Source organism: Spirosoma agri (assembly GCF_010747415.1).
Classification (GTDB): Bacteria; Bacteroidota; Bacteroidia; order Cytophagales; family Spirosomataceae; genus Spirosoma; species Spirosoma agri.
This window is the reverse complement of sequence record NZ_JAAGNZ010000001.1, coordinates 414,688-435,158: the sequence shown is the minus strand read 5'-3', so window position 1 is coordinate 435,158 and position 20,471 is coordinate 414,688. Positions and strand designations below refer to the sequence as shown.

The 20,471-nt window shown below is 51.2% G+C and carries 18 protein-coding genes; 13 read left to right on the top strand and 5 right to left on the bottom strand.

The genetic code is table 11. The features are described 5' to 3' along the window. Window positions 1-128: 128 nt before the first annotated feature. The 3 genes from GK091_RS01835 (at window position 129) to GK091_RS01825 (ending at window position 2,236) form a co-directional block, all read left to right on the top strand. A complete protein-coding gene (locus tag GK091_RS01835; protein ID WP_164034923.1) occupies window positions 129-881 on the top strand; it encodes a dioxygenase family protein in 753 nt (250 codons plus the stop codon). Between the two features lie 91 nt (window positions 882-972). Continuing rightward, complete coding sequence (locus GK091_RS01830; RefSeq protein ID WP_170312617.1) at window positions 973-1,497, top strand: hypothetical protein; 525 nt, start codon at window positions 973-975, stop codon at window positions 1,495-1,497. 4 nt (window positions 1,498-1,501) lie between these two features. Then, window positions 1,502-2,236, top strand: a complete 735-nt coding sequence (locus GK091_RS01825) for a pirin family protein (RefSeq protein ID WP_246202116.1) — start codon at window positions 1,502-1,504, stop codon at window positions 2,234-2,236. Between the two features lie 83 nt (window positions 2,237-2,319). On the opposite strand, the gene gcvP is transcribed toward GK091_RS01825, so the two are convergent. Then, window positions 2,320-5,241, bottom strand: a complete 2,922-nt coding sequence (gene gcvP, locus GK091_RS01820) for an aminomethyl-transferring glycine dehydrogenase (RefSeq protein ID WP_164034922.1) — start codon at window positions 5,239-5,241, stop codon at window positions 2,320-2,322. Window positions 5,242-5,636: 395 nt separating this feature from the next. On the opposite strand from gcvP, the gene GK091_RS01815 reads away from it, so the two are divergent. The 9 genes from GK091_RS01815 (at window position 5,637) to GK091_RS01775 (ending at window position 15,249) form a co-directional block, all read left to right on the top strand. After that, entirely contained in the window at window positions 5,637-7,460 is a 1,824-nt protein-coding gene (locus tag GK091_RS01815) for a hypothetical protein (RefSeq protein WP_164034921.1), read from the top strand. Between the two features lie 149 nt (window positions 7,461-7,609). Further along, window positions 7,610-8,380, top strand: coding sequence for a glucose-1-phosphate cytidylyltransferase (gene rfbF / locus GK091_RS01810; RefSeq protein WP_164034920.1), 771 nt, complete (start codon window positions 7,610-7,612; stop codon window positions 8,378-8,380). A 14-nt stretch (window positions 8,381-8,394) separates the two neighbouring features. Then, window positions 8,395-9,492 carry a CDP-glucose 4,6-dehydratase gene (rfbG, locus tag GK091_RS01805; RefSeq protein WP_164034919.1) on the top strand — a complete coding sequence of 366 codons (1,098 nt, stop codon included), beginning with the start codon at window positions 8,395-8,397 and terminating at the stop codon, window positions 9,490-9,492. Next, window positions 9,489-10,040 (top strand): dTDP-4-dehydrorhamnose 3,5-epimerase, encoded by a 552-nt coding sequence (gene rfbC, locus GK091_RS01800; RefSeq protein WP_164034918.1) that lies wholly within the window; start codon window positions 9,489-9,491, stop codon window positions 10,038-10,040. Before rfbG ends, rfbC begins: the two co-directional genes overlap by 4 nt. Before the next feature lie 7 nt (window positions 10,041-10,047). After that, window positions 10,048-11,274 carry a class I SAM-dependent methyltransferase gene (locus GK091_RS01795; protein ID WP_164034917.1) on the top strand — a complete coding sequence of 409 codons (1,227 nt, stop codon included), beginning with the start codon at window positions 10,048-10,050 and terminating at the stop codon, window positions 11,272-11,274. Continuing rightward, complete coding sequence (locus GK091_RS01790; protein ID WP_164034916.1) at window positions 11,268-12,125, top strand: NAD-dependent epimerase/dehydratase family protein; 858 nt, start codon at window positions 11,268-11,270, stop codon at window positions 12,123-12,125. The genes GK091_RS01795 and GK091_RS01790 overlap by 7 nt, the downstream gene beginning before the upstream one ends. A gap of 15 nt (window positions 12,126-12,140) precedes the next feature. Further along, window positions 12,141-13,172: a glycosyltransferase family 2 protein gene (locus tag GK091_RS01785; protein ID WP_164034915.1), complete on the top strand. Its 1,032-nt coding sequence runs from the start codon at window positions 12,141-12,143 to the stop codon at window positions 13,170-13,172. 11 nt (window positions 13,173-13,183) lie between these two features. Continuing rightward, window positions 13,184-14,356, top strand: a complete 1,173-nt coding sequence (locus tag GK091_RS01780; RefSeq protein WP_164034914.1) for a glycosyltransferase family 4 protein — start codon at window positions 13,184-13,186, stop codon at window positions 14,354-14,356. Window positions 14,357-14,364: 8 nt separating this feature from the next. Continuing rightward, the gene (locus GK091_RS01775; RefSeq protein WP_164034913.1) at window positions 14,365-15,249 is read left to right on the top strand and encodes a glycosyltransferase family 2 protein; all 885 of its coding nucleotides are present in this window, start codon (window positions 14,365-14,367) and stop codon (window positions 15,247-15,249) included. Between the two features lie 24 nt (window positions 15,250-15,273). Here the strand turns inward: GK091_RS01775 and GK091_RS01770 are convergent, their stop codons facing one another. From GK091_RS01770 to GK091_RS01755, 4 genes are all read right to left on the bottom strand, one after another. Next, on the bottom strand, window positions 15,274-15,969 hold the full coding sequence (locus GK091_RS01770) for a class I SAM-dependent methyltransferase (RefSeq protein WP_164034912.1): 696 nt from the start codon (window positions 15,967-15,969) through the stop codon (window positions 15,274-15,276). After that, the gene (locus GK091_RS01765) at window positions 15,959-18,052 is read right to left on the bottom strand and encodes a DUF7657 domain-containing protein (protein WP_164034911.1); all 2,094 of its coding nucleotides are present in this window, start codon (window positions 18,050-18,052) and stop codon (window positions 15,959-15,961) included. Before GK091_RS01765 ends, GK091_RS01770 begins: the two co-directional genes overlap by 11 nt. A 118-nt stretch (window positions 18,053-18,170) precedes the next feature. After that, window positions 18,171-18,575 (bottom strand): DUF2304 domain-containing protein, encoded by a 405-nt coding sequence (locus tag GK091_RS01760; protein WP_164034910.1) that lies wholly within the window; start codon window positions 18,573-18,575, stop codon window positions 18,171-18,173. Between the two features lie 7 nt (window positions 18,576-18,582). Further along, entirely contained in the window at window positions 18,583-19,305 is a 723-nt protein-coding gene (locus tag GK091_RS01755; protein WP_164034909.1) for a glycosyltransferase family 2 protein, read from the bottom strand. A gap of 146 nt (window positions 19,306-19,451) precedes the next feature. Between GK091_RS01755 and GK091_RS01750 the strand changes: the two genes are divergently transcribed. Then, window positions 19,452-20,471 carry a lysylphosphatidylglycerol synthase transmembrane domain-containing protein gene (locus tag GK091_RS01750; protein ID WP_164034908.1) on the top strand — a complete coding sequence of 340 codons (1,020 nt, stop codon included), beginning with the start codon at window positions 19,452-19,454 and terminating at the stop codon, window positions 20,469-20,471.

Genomic DNA, 20,471 nt, shown 5'->3' with positions numbered 1-20,471 from the left:
AGCGAAACAGGAAAAGCCTGCATTAACCGACACAATCAGCCTGTTTACCTCAAAGTCGTTTATCAATACAACGTTCTGCTCACTATCAGCGTACTAGAGTATATAAATCAACCTATCGACTGATTGACATGGAACGTAAAGAGTTTTTGAAACGAGGCTTCGGGAGTTTATTGGGCATAGCCACTGTTTTGCCCGCCATTAATGCCTGCTCATCAACGGATGTCACGCCCAGTACAACCACGACCACCGGCACGAGCACATCGACTGGCTCAACGAACGGAAGTTCCTCCAGCAACTGCTCCGTTACGCCCTCAGAAACCGAAGGCCCATTTCCAACCAAAGTGCCAGCTAACTTCGTCCGCAAAGATATTCGCGATGACCGGACCGGTGTAGCCTTCACCATCAACATCACCATCAAGAACTCGAACAGTAGCTGTGCCGCGCTGTCGGGTGCCTTGGTCGACATCTGGCATTGCGACAAAGATGGTTATTACTCTGAGTACGGCGGTACGGGCATGCAAAGCGTCAACTTTACTACGGTCGATTTTCTACGTGGTCGACAGACAACCGATGCGAATGGTTTGGTGTCGTTCACCTCGATTTTCCCTGGCTGGTATTCGGGTCGTGCTCCCCATATTCACGTTCACGTTTACAGCTCGACCGGAAAATCACTGCTGGTCACGCAGATTGCCTTCCCGTACGACATCTCGAACACCGTTTATACTACCGCTCAGTCGTACGGCTATACCAAGGGATCACAGGATACTAAAAACGAAAGTGATAACGTATTTTCAGACGGATTCACGACGGAACTGGCTACTGTTGCCGGGAGTATTTCGGCGGGTTATACCCTGACGCATACGATTGTCGTTAGTGCTTAATTGACTTGTCTATCTCGATCAGGAAAGTAGCTCGGTGAACTCGTGTAGATCGTTCATCGGGCTATTCCGCAAATGCAGATTAAACGTACTCATGGTGAAAGGGCTGGTTCGGTTAAGCTATTGTAAAATTATCGACGCATCATCGCAGAAAAGCTGGGACAAAGCCGTCTTTGACGAAACGCACCAGGAGTTCTTTATACAGGCCCAACAGTACGATCAGGCGAATCGATACCAGACCTTTCAGGATCTGCTGATTAATGTACCTAGGGCCGAGCAACTACATTACCTGACCAGCCGCGTAGCGATGGGCTACCTAAAACAGTTGAATCAGGTTATGCCGGATGTAGTCAATGCGTTCGGTAATCAGTGCCTGCCGTTTACCCAATTTAAGTTTGAGATCCTGGCGTCGCATGTTCAGCAGAAAGCAGCGCATAAGATCGCTATTTATTTCTACAGTGATCCGCTAACCTGGTTGGATACGATCGACAATAACCTGTTGATTGCGTACGGTGATCAGCGGGAAGCCATCCGATCCGGTCATGAAGTCAGCACCGACCTCGTCGCTTTACAGCCCTATCTCAATATTTGGTCATTCCAGCCACACCTCGTCAGTTAATCCTATGATGGACACTCAAACGCAAGCGCAAATCTATCTGGCCGATCAGCGTGGTTGCTCCGAAACGCCCTTCTTTCGGAGCTATCACACCTTCAATTTCGGGCCGTATACGGCCGAGGATCGGGAGCCATTTGGCCCGTTGCACCTGTTGAACGATGACACACTTCGCGTTGGGGCCAGCCTTACCATGCGAGTAGAACAACCAACAACGGTCGTACTGTTTCCGGTGATGGGTGGGCTAGAATATACCGTTGACGGGAGCATTGACTTTCTGGAACCTGGGCAACTCGGTGTTTTGGCAGTACCCACCGGAACGACTTATTCCGTCAGTAATCCATACGAGCAGGAACAGATTAATTTTTTACAACTGTGGTTAACGAACCCATCTGACGATCTTCAGCTCACGATTGACCAAATTCCGTTCGACCTGACGACGATTAATACACTCTTACCAATTTTTGGGTCAACCAATCTTGACCATAGCGATCACCCGACAGTAAAGGGATTTATTGGCCGCTATACTGGTCGTCAGGAAGGTACGTATCCGATCGCTCCAGCGGCAGAATTGGTCGATACCGGTATGTTTGTGTTCGTTCTACAGGGTGCCTTCGAAGTAGCGAATCGACTCCTTCACGCAAAAGATAGCCTGTCCTTACGCTACAACCAGCCGGATCAGCTAGAGTTTGAAGCGCTGTCTAACGACGCCATTATCCTGTTGTTGGAATTGCCATTTCGATAAAGACCGGTCCGCCGGTCTCTACCGATAAAAAAAATGCCTGTCTGAACGTAACAGACAGGCCTTTTTGCAAAAATATAGCGGCACTAGGCCTGTTGTTCTAGGCTGGCTTCTTCAGCTTCCGCAGCATAAGCCTCTGTTGGCACACAGGCGCAGATCAGATTCCGGTCACCATAAGCTGAATCGATCCGACTCACACTCGGCCAGAACTTACGGGCGCGAACCTGGGGCAATGGATAAACAGCTTTCTCGCGGCTATAGGGGCGAGTCCAGTTATCGACTAGTACTACCATAGCCGTGTGTGGCGCGTGCTTCAGGACGTTACTTGTCCGGTCGGCGGCACCCGTTTCGATCTCGCGGATTTCTTCACGAATTGCGATCAGTGCATCACAGAAACGGTCGAGTTCAGCTTTCGACTCCGATTCCGTTGGCTCAATCATCATCGTTCCGGCTACCGGGAACGAAACCGTCGGTGCATGGAAACCGTAATCCATCAACCGCTTTGCAATGTCCTCCACCTCAACACCCGCCACCGCTTTGAACGGACGGCAGTCAATGATCATCTCGTGAGCAGCCCGACCATTGGCACCCGCGTATAATGCTTCGTAATGGCCATTCAACCGTGCTTTGATGTAGTTCGCATTCAGGATCGCCCGCTTCGTCGCATTTGTCAGTCCTTCACCGCCCATCATGGCAATGTAGGCATACGAAATAACCAGGATACTTGCTGAACCATACGGAGCTGCTGATACTGCATGAATGGCCTTATCACCACCCGTTTGTACCAGCGCGTGGCCGGGCAGGAACGGTGCCAGATGGGCAACGACGCCAATAGGACCCATACCAGGACCACCACCACCGTGAGGAATACAGAACGTTTTGTGCAGATTCAGGTGACAAACATCGGCTCCAATCGTTGCGGGCGATGTCAGGCCAACCTGCGCATTCATGTTGGCCCCATCCATATAAACCTGTCCACCGTGCTGGTGAATGGTTTCGCAGATTTCTTTGATGCTCTCCTCAAAAACGCCGTGGGTCGATGGGTAGGTGACCATCAGACAGGACAGGTCATTACTGTACTGTTCAGCTTTAGCTTTCAGGTCGGCCACGTCAATGTTGCCGCGTTCGTCGCATTTGACGATTACGACTTTCATGCCTGCCATCACGGCGCTGGCCGGATTAGTACCGTGCGCCGATTGTGGAATCAGCGAGACGTTACGGTGGTGATCATTCCGGCTTTCGTGATAGGCCCGAATGACCATCAGCCCGGCATATTCACCCTGTGCACCCGAGTTAGGCTGCAATGACATCGCGGCAAAACCCGTGATTTCACACAACCAGTCGTTCAGATCGCTAAATAATTGCTGATAACCGGCGGTCTGGTCTTTGGGGGCAAAGGGATGCAGCTTACCAATCTCAGGCCACGTTACCGGAATCATTTCGGCGGTGGCGTTGAGTTTCATGGTGCAACTACCCAACGAAATCATGGAATGAACCAGTGACAGGTCTTTTTCTTCCAGCGATTTCAGGTAACGCAGCATCTCGTGTTCGGTATGGTGCGTATTGAAAACAGGATGGGTCAGATAAGCCGACTGACGTACCAGCCGTTCGGGCCAGCCAATTTCCAGTTCATTCTCAATTGCTTCCAGATCGCATTTTACGCCAAAAACGCCAAGCAGTTCAACAAGGTCATCCAGCGTTTTTGTCTCATCGAACGATACGCTCACCCGTTCGCCGTCGGGTAGATACCGCAGGTTGATCTGGGCAGCACGGGCCGACTTCTTCAACGATTCGGTATCGCCAACTTTCACGGTAACCGTATCGAAATAATTTTCGGTGCTGAGTTCATGTGCACTCCAGCGAAGGGCTGTAGCAAACGCTTTCGTTAGACCATGCACTTTTTCGGCGATGGTCCGTAACCGCTGTGGGCCGTGGTAAACGGCGTAGCTACCCGCCATAACAGCGAGTAAAACCTGCGCGGTGCAAATGTTCGACGTTGCTTTTTCGCGACGGATGTGCTGTTCACGCGTTTGCAGAGCCATCCGCAAGGCGGGTTTTCCTTCGGCATCCTGCGAAACGCCGATAATCCGACCAGGAATCTGTCGTTTAAACGCGTCACGGGTAGCGAAATAAGCCGCATGTGGGCCACCATATCCCATCGGAACGCCAAAGCGTTGTGCCGAGCCAACCACCACATCGGCTCCCATTTCACCCGGAGGGGTCAGCAGTGTCAGCGCCAATAAGTCAGCCGCTACGGCAACGGTAATGTTAAGTTCGTGAGCAGCCGAAATAAGGTCTGTATAGTCAAATACTTCACCGTCGGAGGCTGGGTATTGAAGCAGAACACCAAAAATGTCGCCACTGGTGAGGTCAACAGTACGGTGATCGCCCACGAGCACGTTAATGCCAATCGGGGTTGCCCGCGTCAGCAGGACATCGATCGTTTGGGGATGACAACGCTCCGAGACGAAGAAGGTACTGGCCAATTTCCGCGCAGCCGGACGCATTGCGTACAGCATATGCATGGCTTCCGCAGCCGCCGTACCTTCGTCGAGTAGCGAAGCATTGGCCAGATCCATACCAGTCAGATCAGACACGACCGTCTGAAAATTAAGCAGTGCTTCTAAACGCCCTTGTGCAATCTCGGCCTGGTAAGGCGTGTAAGCGGTATACCAGCCTGGATTTTCCAGAATGTTACGAAGGATAACATTCGGCGTGACGGTATCGTAGTAACCGGTACCGATGTACGATTTAAAAACTTTGTTCTGACCAGCCAGCTTCTTAAAATCGGCCAGAAATTGCGTTTCCGATTTGGGCGCTGGCAGATTAAGCGGGCGAGGGAGCCGGATTGTGGCCGGAACCGTCTGATCAATAAGTTTGTCGATGGAGTCGACCGGCAAGCCAGTCGCAGAAATAGTCTGGAGCATTTCGGCCTGAGATGCGTCGGCTTGACCGGAACCGTGGTGACGCTCTTCAAATGACTCCTGGTAACGAAGGTTCAACTTCATTGAGAGATAGCTTCTGTATAAGATGCAAATTTACACAACCGTCCGGTAAAAAGAGGTATCATCAACCCACTTGTCCAGGGATTCTGTGTCAATCCAACGCAATTTTCAACGCGTCAGTTCTTTTGATCCTAGGGGCTTTGTTGGGCAGTTTTATGAGCTGGGAATGAATAGATTAATAAGCTAACGCTGTTTGACTCTGTCAAGGGGCCAACCAGCTGATCAAAGCACAAATTCATCTGCGTTCTGTCGTATAAACGACTGATTTTACGCCGAAGCCGGACAGGACTAACCGTTCTATCACGAGTTATCGCAGGATAACTTAGGCGGAGCCCTTCCTTGTCTGCTAGTCGATAATGCGCTATACTTACCGCGTCAACTTTCTCATGATCTGCTCAATGGCAACGTTTACCGCCGAGGCTGCACACATTTTCCGACGCTTATTTCCCGTTGAAAACTACCAGAACCAGGAAGCCCGGTCAACAACTTCTTTACATCCTTCGTGGTTCGGGGTTCCACTCGCTGGTTCATCAGAAAAATCCCGGCGAGTGGCCGTTTTTCAATGCCTCTTTCTGTGTTTCCTATTAGCGATACCTGTATTCATCTACTACAAAACGATTTTCGAAAACGCATTTAACTTTCCTTACGAAGACGATTTTAACAGTGCGCTGAGCTTTATTTCTGACTACGCTTTTGGAAACCTGACTTTTTGGGGAAAACTAAAACTGATTTTTTCGCAGTACAACGAACACCGGATCGTCTTCGACCGGCTGGTTTTTCTGACCGATTATGCACTATTCAGCGAACTGAATTTCAGCCATCTGATCATCATAGGTAATCTTTCGTTACTGCTAATCTGCGCTCTTTTTTTGACGGTTGCTTTTCCGCGATTACCGCTCAATCAGAAACTGCTTTACCTACTTCCTGTCGCTTATTCGCTCTTTTTATTTCAGTATTGGGAGTTATCGACGTGGAGCATGGCCGCGCTACAAAATCTGTACGTCATTCCGTTTGCGATGTTCAGCCTGTACAGCCTGAGTAAGTCCGGCCGAAATACGTTTTTATTGGCGTGCGGAGCGGCTATACTGGCGACCTTCACCAGCGGAAATGGGATGTTTACCTTTCTGGCGGGGGCGGCCTTGTTGCTATTGACCCAATCGTACCGAAAACTGGTGCTTTGGCTAGTGATCATGGCCAGCACGATTGCCCTTTATTTCTGGGGTTACATCCGACCGCCTTATCACCCCGACATTGTCGATTCGCTGTTTAACCATACCGGACGAGCCATTGGCTATTTTTTCACGCTAACCGGAATGCTGGTGGGACCGGGCCGGGCAACGTTGAGTATCCTGTTCGGTGCGTTGTCGCTGCTGGTGTCGGTCGGCTTGCTTGGCTACTTGTTGTACACCAAACGATTTACGGACTACCTGCCGCTTATCGGCTGGCTGCTGTTTCTTTACCTCACCTGCCTGTCGCTCATGGCTACCCGGTCGGGAATGGGCATTGGGCAAGCGGCTACACCTCGCTACGGCATTGTGGTGGTGATGCTGTTCGCTACGCAGTCGGTGCTGGCGCTCGAAACGATTACGCATCGCTACCTGCGACTGGGTGTCCTGATCGGCTATCTGTCGGTAGCCCTGTTCGTTTATTTGTCGGCTATCAACCAGGACAACCGTCGCCGAATCGACGACCGCAAACGCACGTTGCAGTACAGCAGTGCCTTTTACAACGACAACCCGGCTAACCTGTTTCTGCACTGGGCTAATCCGGGGATCGCAAAAACGATTTTTGCCGATGCCCAGCAAAAGAAAATTTTCCAGGTACCAGCGGTTACCTTCAGCGATCTTAAAACCGTTCCTCAACCCATCAGCCCGGCTCAGCTAACCGCGACCAATAACATAACAACTGACATACACCCGTACGAAACAGGTAATTTTCTGGTTCTATACCGGGCAGGGGCTTTATTGAATGGCTCGTTATCCCGAAAAACAACCATTCAGTTACTAGCTCGTTCAGCAACGGATTGCTATGCGTTCGACGTGAAGAAACATGCCTGGGACGATCTGGATGATCATACGCTCGACAGAAAATATACCCAGCCTGGATTCTCCTGTGTCCTCGACAAAAAAGACCTCAGACCAGGTCATTATATGCTGTGGTTGCACCTTGTCGATGGCGAAACAAACGCGTATCAACCGTTGACGATTACACTAGACGTGTAGCGCAACGGATCAATCAGTGACCAATTCCGATTTCCCGAAAAAAATTGCAAAAAAAGCAGATCTTTCGTCGTTTCTATCGGAGCAGCTCGCATGATATTTGTCAGGTCCGTAGTAACTTGTTATCCCGAATCAGTATCTAATCCTGCTCTATGAAAGTGGTCATACTGGCTGGCGGTCTGGGCACCCGCCTGAGTGAAGAGACGGTCGTTAAGCCCAAGCCGATGGTTGAGATTGGCGGCATGCCAATCCTCTGGCATATTATGAAAATTTACTCGGCCCACGGATTCAATGAATTTGTCGTTTGCCTGGGTTACAAAGGCTACCTTATAAAAGAATATTTCGCTAATTATTTCCTCCATCAGTCCGACGTTACGATCGACTTAAGTACTAATCAGGTTCAGGTGCATAACTCACAGGCGGAGCCCTGGAAAATTACGCTGGTCGATACCGGAAACGACAGCATGACGGGTGGGCGCATCAGGCGCATTCGGCATCACATTGGTAACGAACCGTTTCTGCTCACCTACGGCGATGGCGTTGGCGACGTGAATATTACCGAACTCGTAGCGTTTCATCAGGCGCACGGGAAGCGTTGCACCTTGACTGCCGTACAACCCTCGGCCCGGTTTGGTGCTCTAGACGTAAGCGATACCAACGGCGTTCGCTCGTTTCTGGAAAAACCCAAGGGCGATGGGGCCTGGATCAACGGTGGGTTCTTTGTTTGCCAGCCGGATGTATTTACGTACATTGCTGACGATAGAACAACCTGGGAGCGATATCCGATGGAAACGCTGGCCGCTGAGGGCGAGCTGATGGCCTTCAAACACGACGGTTTCTGGAAGCCGATGGATACCCTCCGCGATAAGCTGGAACTCGAAACAGCCTGGAATGCGGGTACTGCCGAATGGAAAATCTGGTAAGACAAACCTCTCCCATGCCCCCCCTTTTCGCGGATCAATATCGCAACAAAACTGTACTGCTCACGGGCCATACCGGATTCAAAGGCTCTTGGTTGGCATACTGGCTGCATCAACTGGGGGCAACGGTAATTGGCTATTCGCTGCCAGCACCAACTGATCCAAGCCACTGGCAGCTGCTCGGGTTACCTATCGTCGGAGAGATTGGTACAATCAATGACCAACAGCGGCTACTGTCTGTTTTTGCTGCGCATCAACCCGACATCGTCATTCACATGGCAGCTCAGGCGCTGGTTCGGTATTCGTACCGAAATCCGCTTGAAACCATCGAAACCAATGTACTGGGAACGGCGAATGTGCTGGAATGCACCCGTCAGACACCATCGGTGCGGGCTGTCGTGGTCGTGACCAGCGATAAGTGCTACGAAAATCCGGAGGATGGCCGCCCCCTGACCGAAGCCGACCGCATGGGGGGCTATGATCCGTACAGCATGTCGAAGGGTGCCGCTGAACTAGTTACGAACAGTTATCGAAATTCATTTTTCAGCCTGACCAATTACGGCAGAACACACCAGACCCTAGTAGCCAGCGTCCGCGCCGGTAACGTGATCGGTGGGGGTGACTGGGCCGAAGACCGGCTGATTCCCGATCTGATCCGGGGGAGCGTTTCCAACCAGCGCGTGGCTATTCGCAATCCCGAAGCGGTGCGGCCCTGGCAACACGTCCTCGAACCGTTATCGGGCTATCTAGTCGTTGGACAGCGGTTGCTCATGGGCGATACGGCAGCAGCTACCGGCTGGAACTTCGGACCTCCACCGGATGACATTCTCCCGGTACGAGCGGTTGTTGAACTGGCAAAAACCCGCTGGTCTGCTATCGGTATCGACGAAGTAACATCGGCCAATAATCCGCACGAGGCCCAGCTCCTACGGCTCGACATCACAAAGGCACACCAGCAACTCGGCTGGTATCCCGTCTGGGACATGCGAACCACGATCGAACGCACCATTGACTGGTACAAAGCGTATTATGACAATGAGCCACTACGTACGGAGGCTGATCTGAATGCGTATATCCAACAGGCGCAGGCCGCTAACCTACTCTGGACCCGATGACGTTCACCGAAACTCCACTAGCGGGTGCTTACCTGATCCAACTATCCCCCCGCAGCGATCATCGCGGGTGGTTTGCCCGGACATACGACAAGGCGGCTTTTGCGCAAATTGGTCACACTGCCGATTGGGTTCAAATGAACCACTCGATGACGCATCAGCCGGGTGCTGTTCGGGGTATGCACTTTCAGCGATCGCCCAAAGCCGAGATAAAATTAGTGCGCTGCGTGGCGGGCCGGGTATTCGATGTTATTATCGATTTGCGGGTGAGTTCGCCAACGTTAGGCCATTGGTTCGGGACCGAACTATCCGCCGAAAACCAGCAGATGCTGTATATTCCCAAAGGATTTGCGCATGGTTTTCAGACGCTTACGACTGACTGTCAGCTTATTTATTGCCATAGCGAAACCTATTCACCCGATCACGAAGGAGCTGTCCGGTATAACGACCCACACATTGGCATTTCCTGGCCATTACCCATTACAGACCTTTCGGAGCGCGATGCCAATCACGCGCTCTTAACCGACCGATTCGTCGGCATACCTGTGTGATACGACTATGAATTGCCGCTTTTGCCAAACGCCCCTTCAACACGTCTTCATCGATCTGCTCAACTCGCCCGCGTCGAACTCGTTTCTGACGCAAGAGCAGTTGAACGAGCCAGAAACGTTTTATCCGTTGAAGGTTTACACCTGTTCGAACTGCTTGCTCGTTCAGATTGATGAGTACAAAAAGTCGGACGCTATTTTCGATAGCGAGTACGTTTACTTTTCGTCGTTTTCGACCTCCTGGCTGGCCCACGCCAAACGGTACGTAGCCGACATGACCGAACGCTTTGGTTTGAATACCGACTCACAGGTAATCGAAATTGCCTCCAACGACGGGTATCTGCTTCAATACTTTCACGAGAAACAGATTCCGGTTTTGGGGATCGAGCCAACGACCAATACCGCAGCCATAGCCATCGAGAAAGGTATTCCCACCATCACGCGCTTCTTCGGAACCCAATTAGCTGGCGAACTGGCGCAGGCTGGCACTAAGGCCGACTTGCTCCTGGGCAACAACGTTTTAGCCCACGTACCGGATATTGTCGATTTCGTGGCCGGGATGAAGATCGTGCTGAAGCCGACGGGTGTGATCACGATGGAATTCCCCCATCTGCTGAATCTGGTCGAGCAAAACCAGTTCGATACGATCTATCACGAGCATTTTTCGTACCTCTCGCTTCATACCGTTAGCCAGATTTTTGAATCGCAGGGATTAGTGCTGTTCGACGTTGAGGAAATTCCGACGCATGGCGGGTCACTGCGGATTTACGCCAAACACGCGGACGATACCACGAAGGCTATTTCCCCAAACGTAGCCGCTTTACGTCAGAAAGAAGAAGAAACCGGGCTTACGGATTTGGCTTATTACTCCGATTTTCAACAGAAAGCGGCTCAGGTAAAAATTGATCTGCTCCGTTTTCTGATCGAGCAGAAGCGGGCAGGCAAGTCGGTGGCGGCTTACGGGGCTGCGGCTAAAGGCAATACGCTGCTCAACTTTTGCGGGGTCAAAAATGATCTGATTGCGTCCGTCGTTGATGCGAACCCGGCCAAACAGGATAAGTTCTTGCCGGCCAGCCATATCCCGGTAGTACGGGAAGAACATTTAAAAGCGCAGGAACCCGACTATGTCCTAATTTTGCCTTGGAATCTGCGTGATGAAATTACCGACCAACTGGCCTACATCCGCGAGTGGGGCGGTCAATTTGTTGTAGCTATTCCTGAATTAACCGTATGGTGAGCGACGTAAAAACAGTGCTGGTCACCGGTGCAACGGGCTTTGTTGGTCACTATGTTGTGGATCAATTGCTGACTTTGGATGGCGTTCGTGTGATTACTACGGCCCGAACTAAGCCAGCGACTCCGCGATTAAAGACGCAATTTATCCCCTTCGATCTACGTACTGACGCGAGTGACGTTGACCTATTTACGTATTTCAACAAGCCCGATCTCGTTATCCATCTGGCATGGCAGGGGCTACCGGATTATAAATCTCTGGCGCACATCAACACGTACTGGCTCCAGCATTATCGGTTTCTGACCAATTTGCTCCGAAACGGCCTAACCAACCTGACCGTAACGGGTACCTGCCTGGAATATGGTCTGCAAAGTGGTTGCTTATCCGAAGCGTTGCCGACCCAGCCCACAACGGCCTATGGCCTGGCAAAAGATACACTGCGCAAAGCCCTCGACTTATTTTTGACGGGTCAAAACGTATCGTTCAGGTGGTTGCGTTTGTTCTATATGCATGGGAAAGGGCAAAATCCAAGGTCGCTGTTGGCCCAGGTCGAAGCCGCTGCCCAACGCAACGAGATGGTGTTCAACATGTCGAAAGGGGAACAACTCCGCGATTATCTACCCATCGATACCGTCGCGAACTACATCGTACAGGCTGCTTTGCAGACAACCGTTACCGGGGTTATCAATTGCTGTAGTGGTCGGCCGATTGCCGTACGAACACTGGTGGAACAATTTATGGAGGAACATCAATACCGGCTGACGCTGAACCTCGGTTATTATCCGTATCCAGACTACGAACCGCTGGCTTTCTGGGGCAACAGCCAGAAATTGGAAACGATCCTCACCGCATAGTCCCCAGAAACCGCCATGTCTACACCCACCCCGTCGCAGCCGCTCGTCAGTATTGTCATTCCGGTGTATAATCAGAAGCTGCAATACCTGCGGGAAGCCCTCGAAAGCGCCTTTGCCCAAACCTACACCCATCTGGAAGTCGTTGTATCCGACAATCATTCGACCAACGACGTGCCGGCTTATCTGGCTTCGGTCACTGATACACGCTTGCGTGTTCGCAAGCCCGATCAGTTTTTGCCGATGGCCCAGAATTTTCAGTTTGCCGCCGATCAGGCAACGGGAGAGTTCGTCGTTTTTTTGTGCTCCGATGATTACCTCTACCCCAATTTTGTCCGCTCCCTGATTCCCGAGCTAATCGAGCGACCCAACACGTCATTTGGCTACGCGGAACTGGAATGCGTCGAACATTATGACCTGGAGAAGATTCGGTTTTTCTACCATCGAAAAGACACTGCTTACCGTCCAGCGAACGAATCGTTGCTGGAGTTACTCAACGTTCGGCCACTATTGGGCTTCTTCCCGTCACTGATCATGCGCCGGAGTGCCTATCAACAAATCAGGCATTTGCTTTCGGGTGAATTCTTTTTCGCTTTCGACGTAGCGATTGTCTTTTCCCTGCACGAACTGGGTGATGTTTTTTACCTCAACAAACCGCTCGGCAAGGTGCGTTACTGGACAGCCATTGACGGTAAAACAAGCGACGACCGCTTTCTGGAGTTTATCAGTGATGCCGGCAAACTCTGCACCCTGGTCGAACAGTCATCCGTATTGGCACCCGGCAATCCGACCGTTCGGGAATGGCGTTTGTTTCAGGCCAGGCGCTGGCTGCTAGTCGCTTTGTTCTGGTCGGTACGGGGCAACATCTCTGTCGAAAAAACCCGACGCGGTATCGATCAGGTTGAGCAGCAGATCGCCCGGCAACCCATTTGGAGTTCGCTGCTGCTCTGGTCGCTGGGTAATCCACAGGCCAAACTGCTGCGTCCGCTGTTCCGGGGGACATTTCAGACGCTCTGGTCGTTGCAATCGCTGATCAAGAAACCGATGTAACGTTCTCCTCTATGAAGCTGCTTTACATCGTTGACAACTACTACCCTCATATTGGCGGGGCCGAACTGCTGTTTCAGCAGTTGGCGGAGGGTATGGCCGCGCAAAACCACACGGTAACGGTACTCGCGCCAAAGAATTTCCCGGATTATCTAGATAACGAGTCTCACAACGGCGTTCGCATCGTTCGCCAGCGCGTACCTCCCTTTGCCCAGCGGTATTTTTTCACGTTCTGGGCGATTGTTAAGGCGATCACCTTGGCCCGGAAGCACGATTTGATTCATACGGCTACCTATAATTCAATTGTCCCGTCCTGGATTGCGGGAAAAGTAACCGGCACAAAAACGGTGCTGACGGTCTACGAAGTGTGGGATCAGAAATGGTATAGCCTGAGTGGACAAAGTCGGCTGAAAGCGACCATCTTGCGGCTTATCGAGCGTATTCTGCTTAGCTTCCACTTCGATCAGGTCATTTGTATTTCAGACAGTACACTCCGGGATTATCAGCAACTTTTTCCAACGTCACGGGCCAAGCGCATTTATCCGGGCGTTGACTACGCGAGTATGGACAACGTTACGCTTACCAAAGAGCAGAAGGCCGCTTTCAGACGGTCGAAAGGATGGTCGGCGGAGGATTACGTGGTACTCGGCTTTGGGCGGCCCGGTATCTCGAAAGGATTCGACTACCTGGTAGATGCCGTTCCCGGTGTACTGGACACATTGCCCAGGGCGTCCTTTCGCTTTATCTGGCCGTCGGCCCCTAACTTCATTTCCCTTCGGGATTCACTGGTTCAGCGGCTGCACTCGTTCAATCGACCGGATGCCATCGAGGTACTGGACAAACAGACGCGGGCCGACCTGTTTGCCTACCTTCAAAGCGTCGATTGCGTGGTAATTCCGTCACTGGCGGAGGGTTTTGGCTATGCCGCGATAGAAGCCTGTCGACTCGCCAAGAGCGTCGTTGCCACAAAGGCGGGATCGATTCCTGAAGTGGTCAGCGGTAACGTCTACCTGGTCACTCCCGCCAATAGTTCGGCGCTGGCTCAAGGCATTATCGATAGTCGGAACCAGACCACGTCACAGCAAGCGGCTCACTTGTTCACAAATGAAGCGACACTCGCTTTGCATGTTCAGGTATACGAAACACTGCTCGGCAAACGGCGAGAAAGCGACACCGCTATTGGCTAACCCACACCATGAGCGCAGACCCATCGATTAGCCAGACCGATATTGCCGGTGTTGTCGTTCTGTACAACAGCCCACCCGACTGTCTGGAAAACATTAGAACGTACCGCGCTCAGATCGACCGGCTTTACGTCGTTGATAATTCACCTATCACATCGCCGTGGATCACGAGCACGCTACTCAATGACCCAGGCATCCGCTATTATCCTTTCCCGCAGAATGTTGGCATCGCTACGGCGTTGAATGTAGGGGCTCAACAGGCCATCAGCGACGGGTATCAGTATCTGTTAACGATGGACGACGACAGCCGGGCTCCAGCCAATCTGGTTTCGAGCATGATCCATTATCTGACCACGAACCAGTCGGATTCCGTAGGTATTCTAGCGCCGAAACATATCCTGTCGGCCCTTGTTTCGGAGCAGCCAACACCCGAACGGGCGCGGGCTAATGAGGTGATCACGACGATGACATCGGGCAATCTAGTCAATTTAGCCGCGTACAAACAGGTCGGCCCTTTCGACGATGGCCTGTTCATCGATGTTGTCGATCATGATTTTGACCTGCGCTTAAAAGCCGCCGGTTACCGCATCGTTGAACTGACCAACCTGTATCTAATTCACCGACTCGGCACCCAAAAACGGCTACCTCTAACGTCTCTAACGTTTGTTTCTCACAGCCCGGCCCGCAATTACTACCTCATTCGCAATAGCATTCTTGTAGCCCGGCATCACTGGAAACACACTCCCGGCTATAGCCTGACGGCAGCCCTGACGATTCTGATCGAAGCAGCTAAGATTGGCTTGTTCGAAGATCAAAAACTTGTTCGTCTCCGCCTGGTTTTGAAAGCCATCCATGACGCGATCCGTTATCGAAAGGGGCCTCTCTCACAAGATTGAACAGGCGGTTTCGCGTTTAATTTCTTATCGCCTACGGCCCACAACGACGTACTGCGACACGATAAACTGCTCGAATAAGCGTCCGGTAACGGCATTGAAGAACCGGACGAAGAATCGAGGTTTGTAGTCTTTAAAGGCAATAATCGGTGCTATCGACTGAAAAGCAAACTCCTCCGTTCGAACTAGCTCTTCAATATTTTTCTTGCAGAAAAAGCGCAGATGAGTTCTGTCCAGCAAGTCTCCGGCGGGGTTATATTTAAAATCGCCCTGCAGAAAAATGGTGATAAAATTGTACAGATGCCGAAAATTAGGCGTACTGATCACCAGCAGCCCGTCTTTCTTAAGATACGTTGCCAGCTTTTTTATGGTAGCCCAGGGATCGACCAGATGCTCGATAACGTCACCACATAGTATGACGTCAAAATAGCCGGGCGCATAATCTAAAGCATCTTTTTCGATATCAACGATGATAAAGCGATCGATGAGCGGGTTTCGCTGGTTCGTGTCGGGAAGATCGAAGATATCGATGCCTACCACCTCACTGGCCAGTTTCTGCGCCTTGATATACACCAGCGTGTCGCCCCCGCCCGCGCCCACTTCCAGCACTTTCAGCGTGGGCGACGCGGGCAATAGACTAACCAGATCGGTTCGGACATTGGTGTAGTACTGTTGCGATTTGCTGGCGTACAGATTCACCGCTAGTTGTGGATCAGAAGTCATTGCGTTTATAGATTTCAATGGACCCCAAGGTAGCGACCTGCGTCATGCAGCGAACTTCGACAGGTTGTGGTTTTTTCTCGAAAATAAAGTACTTGGCGTCCAGCGTCTTGAGCTTCGGCGAACAGGGGTCCAGCGCAACTGTATACCCATCTTCAAACTGATTGACGATAATCGTGGAATCGCGACCGTCGATATACGATGCATAGACCGTGTGGGCATACCGGTTGTAAGCCGAATCACGCTTCGCCGTCGGATCGAGTACCCGCATCGTCTTAAAGTCGGGCATGAATTTGATACCACTCAACTGATTGACACCGGTAGCGGTCACCAGATAGGTCAGGTATTGACTCCCAATCACGACCCACCGGGCTTTAGGCTCCTGTTTGTGCAACTCGCTGACCTTCTGGTACAATACGTGTTCCGTAATCGGCGATAAACCGACCGATAACGGGTTGATTCCCAGACTAGGCAGCGAAAACAGTACCATTAATCCACTGACCAAAACGGCCTTATACCGAAAACTCTGCACAGGCAGCATCAGGTAATTGAGCACCATGAAGAACAGCGTTGGAATAAACAGCTGGTATGCTTTGTAATAGCCATTTGAGTCGGTTAGATTCAGCCAGGCGGCATAGACCATAAACACAACGACAAATGCAATCAGAGCTGTCTTCACGGAGGCCGAGATTGCCAGACTACGACCCCGTATGTAAGCCAGATACAACACCGCCAACACCACATTCGCCATACCCAGTGGCACCTGGGTTCGACGGGTGGGGCTTACATCCAGCAGCGTTGCTTTAGCCAGAAAAGTGGGGAAACCAAACTGAATCCAGACAAGCAGAATAACGCTGTATGCCAGTATGATCGTTAGCAGCGGGTCGATTTTTTTCGTTTTTGAAAAGTAAAGTCCCAGCGAAATGGCAATGACTGGCATAAACGTGACCGCGTGCGATAACTCACAGATATTCAGCCACTCTTTAGGAAAGCGCTGATCATTCAATAACCATCCCGAATAGTATTCGGAGAGCCAGTTGGCAATGAAGCCCGTTCCCCCCGAATCGCTGCGCTTACCCGGATACACGGTATTCGACATGACATCGATGGTCGGTTTCGCATCCACGTAATAGGCATAAACCACCGCGGCAATCACTAAGCCAGCCAGACCAAAGGTGATTATTTTGCCGATTAGCTGATTAAACAGAAGCTCTTTGCGGTAATTGCTCCAGACAAAGCCAATCAGCAAGAAGATCAGCAGATAGCCAAACGGGACCTGATAAGGCGGATAGAGGTTCAGTGAGAAGGTGATCAACGCCCAGGCAAACAGCACTCCGGCCCAAATCAGCGTTTTTGCCTGCCGGGCATAGAAGATATAGAATGAGGCCAGTAAGATCAGCGAGCCCGAAAAAACGTGGGTCAGTGGGGAGAAAGACCACCAGGCTATGGCTGGCGATAACACAAACCAAACCGCACCAAACAGCGATAGCCAGAACTGATTTTTCGTCAGGACCAGAAACAGGTAAACGACAACGAGCAAGCCAAAAAACGGATAGAACAAACCGTTCCAGGCAAATCCCCGATCGGTATCCAGAAACGTGAACCCCCAGTAGTTGGGTCTGAAAACCGTGATAAAGTGCTTGATCGGCAGATAAACAACTAGTCCCGGCTTTTCGCCACCGATAGCCGGATTTTCCTGCGGATACCCATTGTTTGCCTGCGACAGCACAAACGGAACCATAGCCGCCCACTCATCCATACGAATAGCCCGTGGTGTGCCCGCAATAAGCCCTCGTTTCGGATTTGATCCATCTGGAATGACCTGGTTCCAGTAGGGGATCGACGAGAAGTGTATTTTGCTCAGCGCGAGGATCAGGAACAACCCGAGCCAGATGGCGGTGAACCACTTTACCCGTTTATCAAAACGGATCAGTTCAAAGGGTTGATCAGCCGGTTCAACGAAGGGTTCAGGCGGAGTAGCCGATTTACCAACGGCGTTCTTTTGTACAGGTAGGGGGGTTGTTTTGCTAGCCGGTTGTGGTTGACTTGGTTGGCTGGGCACTACGGCTTTTTTCTTTTTTGACATGGGTTAGGCAAGAAGTTATGACAAAAGTAAGCGGCCATTTATCAATACGCGGATTTTGCGATAAGGCTATTTTTGACGACCCGTAACTTACCCGGATGAGCCTTACCGAAAAAGCGTCTTAATGGGCAGGAGTCTGTTCTGTATCCTCACTCAATACCAGCCCATCATGGCGTTTTTTCTCGGCCATTTCCTTTTTTAGAAAGGCCACTTCGTGGGTAAGATCTTTTATAGACTGTTGTAACTTAGAAATAACGACCGACAGGTGAACCAGGAACCCAATGACAGCAAAAAGGCCAAGCAGAAAGATCAGCGACGGCGGGTAATAAACGCCCAGCAGCAGTGAAATCTGCGTCAGACCCGTTCGCCAGACCGAGAAGATGATCAGTACAATCGTGCAGGCAATCCAGATAAAGGAATACTCTTCCCGCAACTTGCCTTTCACAATAAGCCGGGCAATGAACACCATGAAACTGATGGCCCCCAGCAGACTCAATACCTGAATTGTTATCGGTAACGATTCCATAACAAGGTCATTGTTTGCGTAAACGAATATAGACGAATAACGTACCCATCGTCACTTTGAACATGTAATACAATGACCGGATAAAGGTAATCGATGATTTTCCTCCCTGACGTTCCCGCATCACGACCGGCACTTCGGCGATACGCAGTTTATTCAATCCAAACTGAACAATGGCTTCGGGTTCCGGATACTCGTCCGGATAATAGCGATTCACCAGTTCAATGGTCCGGCGGTTGAACGCCCGAAAACCCGATGTACTGTCGTGAATGGTTTTACGAATGAGCAATTGATTCAGCCAGCGAAAGTAACGAATGCCCAGACGCCGGGTAACTGAAGACTGAAAACCGACGCGCTCCAGAAAACGAGAGCCGATAACGACATCAGCCCGGTCTTCCAATACGGGCTGGATAAGCTTCAGCAACTCATTGGCGGGGTGCTGCCCATCACCGTCCACCTGTATCGCAATAGCATAGCCGTGACGAAAGGCGTAGCGGTAACCCGCCTGCATAGCCCCACCGATGCCCAGATTTACGGGTAAGTCCAGATAAAGGCAATCCAGCGTTCTGATAACCGCCAGCGTTCCATCGGTCGAGCAGTCATTAACCGCCAGGACATCCAGATTCAGTTTATGCTGATCACGGACAACGTTCAGCTCCGACACAACCCCCGTAATCGCTTCTTCTTCATTAAAACACGGTACAACAACCAGTATGCTCAGAGCGACTTTCATTCGTCAAAAAAACAGAAAAGAGGTTGTCCAGACCCTGTCTATGAGGGAGCTACTCAAAATTAAGGCTACGGCGCGTATGGTCCAAATTCTGTGCCATACTCTCTCAGTATGTTTATTTATCTTGCACCCGTTTATTGATCCTGTTCATGAAGCGACTACTCCGGCGCATTTTTCCGATTGGGCTGGCCATCCTGCTTTTACTGTACGCACTTAAAGATACGTCGCTTGCCAGTATTGGCGATCAGTTTCGCAAAGCCGACTATCGCTGGCTGCTTCTGGTGGCGTTTCAGATTGGTTTATATACGGTTGTGCGAGCAGCCCGGTGGCGGTTAACCTTACAGGCGCTTGGCTATCAACCTTCTTTAGTCCGAACAACCATTGCGATCCTCGCCGGAACCCTGGCCAGCCTGATCATTCCGGGGGCGGGTGAACTGACTCGTTGCGGTACGCTGCAACGGACCGACGATATTCCGCTGGCTCAGGGCTTTGGCTCCGTCGTTGCCGAACGCGTTATTGATCTGCTCATGCTGGGTCTGCTGGTTGGCCTGACGATACTCGTTGAATTTAAGCGGGTTGGCGTCTATTTTTCAGACTTGCTCACTCCCCTACTAGCCCGATTAGCACCGAATCAACCGCTTGCTCCCTTGTTCTTGACTGCGGTACTGGCCGGCTTACTTCTACTCGGATTCGTGGGCTGGTTCGTCCAGACCAAAGGCTTCCGGCAGCATACCCTCGTGCGTAAACTTATGACCATCGGTCGTGAGATTGGCCGTGGCTTTATGAGTATTCAAAGACTCAGGCAGCCCGGTTGGTTCGTTTGTTTAACCGTGGTGAGTTATGTACTGATCTATCTGGCTAATTATACGCTATTTGCTGCGTCGACGCAGACAGTTACCCTCCCCCCGGCAGCGGCCCTTTCGGTTATGGCAGCCAGTTCACTTGGCGGCTTAGCCGTACCTACCCAGGGCGGGGTTGGTACGTATCATTTTCTGGTCAGTCGGGTATTAATGCTCTATGGAATGCCTGAAGCCGAAAGTGTAGCCAAAGCGACCTTTATGCACGCGGTACAGACCGGCTTTGCCCTGTTGCTCAGCAGTATTAGCTTCTTGATCGTACCCATTTTGATCCGCCAGAAAGCCCGTCGACTCCATGAGCATTCCGCCTAA

Coding starts and splice junctions, on each gene's coding strand:
- GK091_RS01835 (WP_164034923.1), top strand. CDS start 129: ATGGAACGTAAAGAGTTTTTGAAACGAGGCTTCGGGAGTTTATTGGGC.
- GK091_RS01830 (WP_170312617.1), top strand. CDS start 973: ATGGTGAAAGGGCTGGTTCGGTTAAGCTATTGTAAAATTATCGACGCA.
- GK091_RS01825 (WP_246202116.1), top strand. CDS start 1,502: ATGATGGACACTCAAACGCAAGCGCAAATCTATCTGGCCGATCAGCGT.
- gcvP (WP_164034922.1), bottom strand. CDS start 5,241: ATGAAGTTGAACCTTCGTTACCAGGAGTCATTTGAAGAGCGTCACCAC.
- GK091_RS01815 (WP_164034921.1), top strand. CDS start 5,637: ATGGCAACGTTTACCGCCGAGGCTGCACACATTTTCCGACGCTTATTT.
- rfbF (WP_164034920.1), top strand. CDS start 7,610: ATGAAAGTGGTCATACTGGCTGGCGGTCTGGGCACCCGCCTGAGTGAA.
- rfbG (WP_164034919.1), top strand. CDS start 8,395: ATGCCCCCCCTTTTCGCGGATCAATATCGCAACAAAACTGTACTGCTC.
- rfbC (WP_164034918.1), top strand. CDS start 9,489: ATGACGTTCACCGAAACTCCACTAGCGGGTGCTTACCTGATCCAACTA.
- GK091_RS01795 (WP_164034917.1), top strand. CDS start 10,048: ATGAATTGCCGCTTTTGCCAAACGCCCCTTCAACACGTCTTCATCGAT.
- GK091_RS01790 (WP_164034916.1), top strand. CDS start 11,268: ATGGTGAGCGACGTAAAAACAGTGCTGGTCACCGGTGCAACGGGCTTT.
- GK091_RS01785 (WP_164034915.1), top strand. CDS start 12,141: ATGTCTACACCCACCCCGTCGCAGCCGCTCGTCAGTATTGTCATTCCG.
- GK091_RS01780 (WP_164034914.1), top strand. CDS start 13,184: ATGAAGCTGCTTTACATCGTTGACAACTACTACCCTCATATTGGCGGG.
- GK091_RS01775 (WP_164034913.1), top strand. CDS start 14,365: ATGAGCGCAGACCCATCGATTAGCCAGACCGATATTGCCGGTGTTGTC.
- GK091_RS01770 (WP_164034912.1), bottom strand. CDS start 15,969: ATGACTTCTGATCCACAACTAGCGGTGAATCTGTACGCCAGCAAATCG.
- GK091_RS01765 (WP_164034911.1), bottom strand. CDS start 18,052: ATGTCAAAAAAGAAAAAAGCCGTAGTGCCCAGCCAACCAAGTCAACCA.
- GK091_RS01760 (WP_164034910.1), bottom strand. CDS start 18,575: ATGGAATCGTTACCGATAACAATTCAGGTATTGAGTCTGCTGGGGGCC.
- GK091_RS01755 (WP_164034909.1), bottom strand. CDS start 19,305: ATGAAAGTCGCTCTGAGCATACTGGTTGTTGTACCGTGTTTTAATGAA.
- GK091_RS01750 (WP_164034908.1), top strand. CDS start 19,452: ATGAAGCGACTACTCCGGCGCATTTTTCCGATTGGGCTGGCCATCCTG.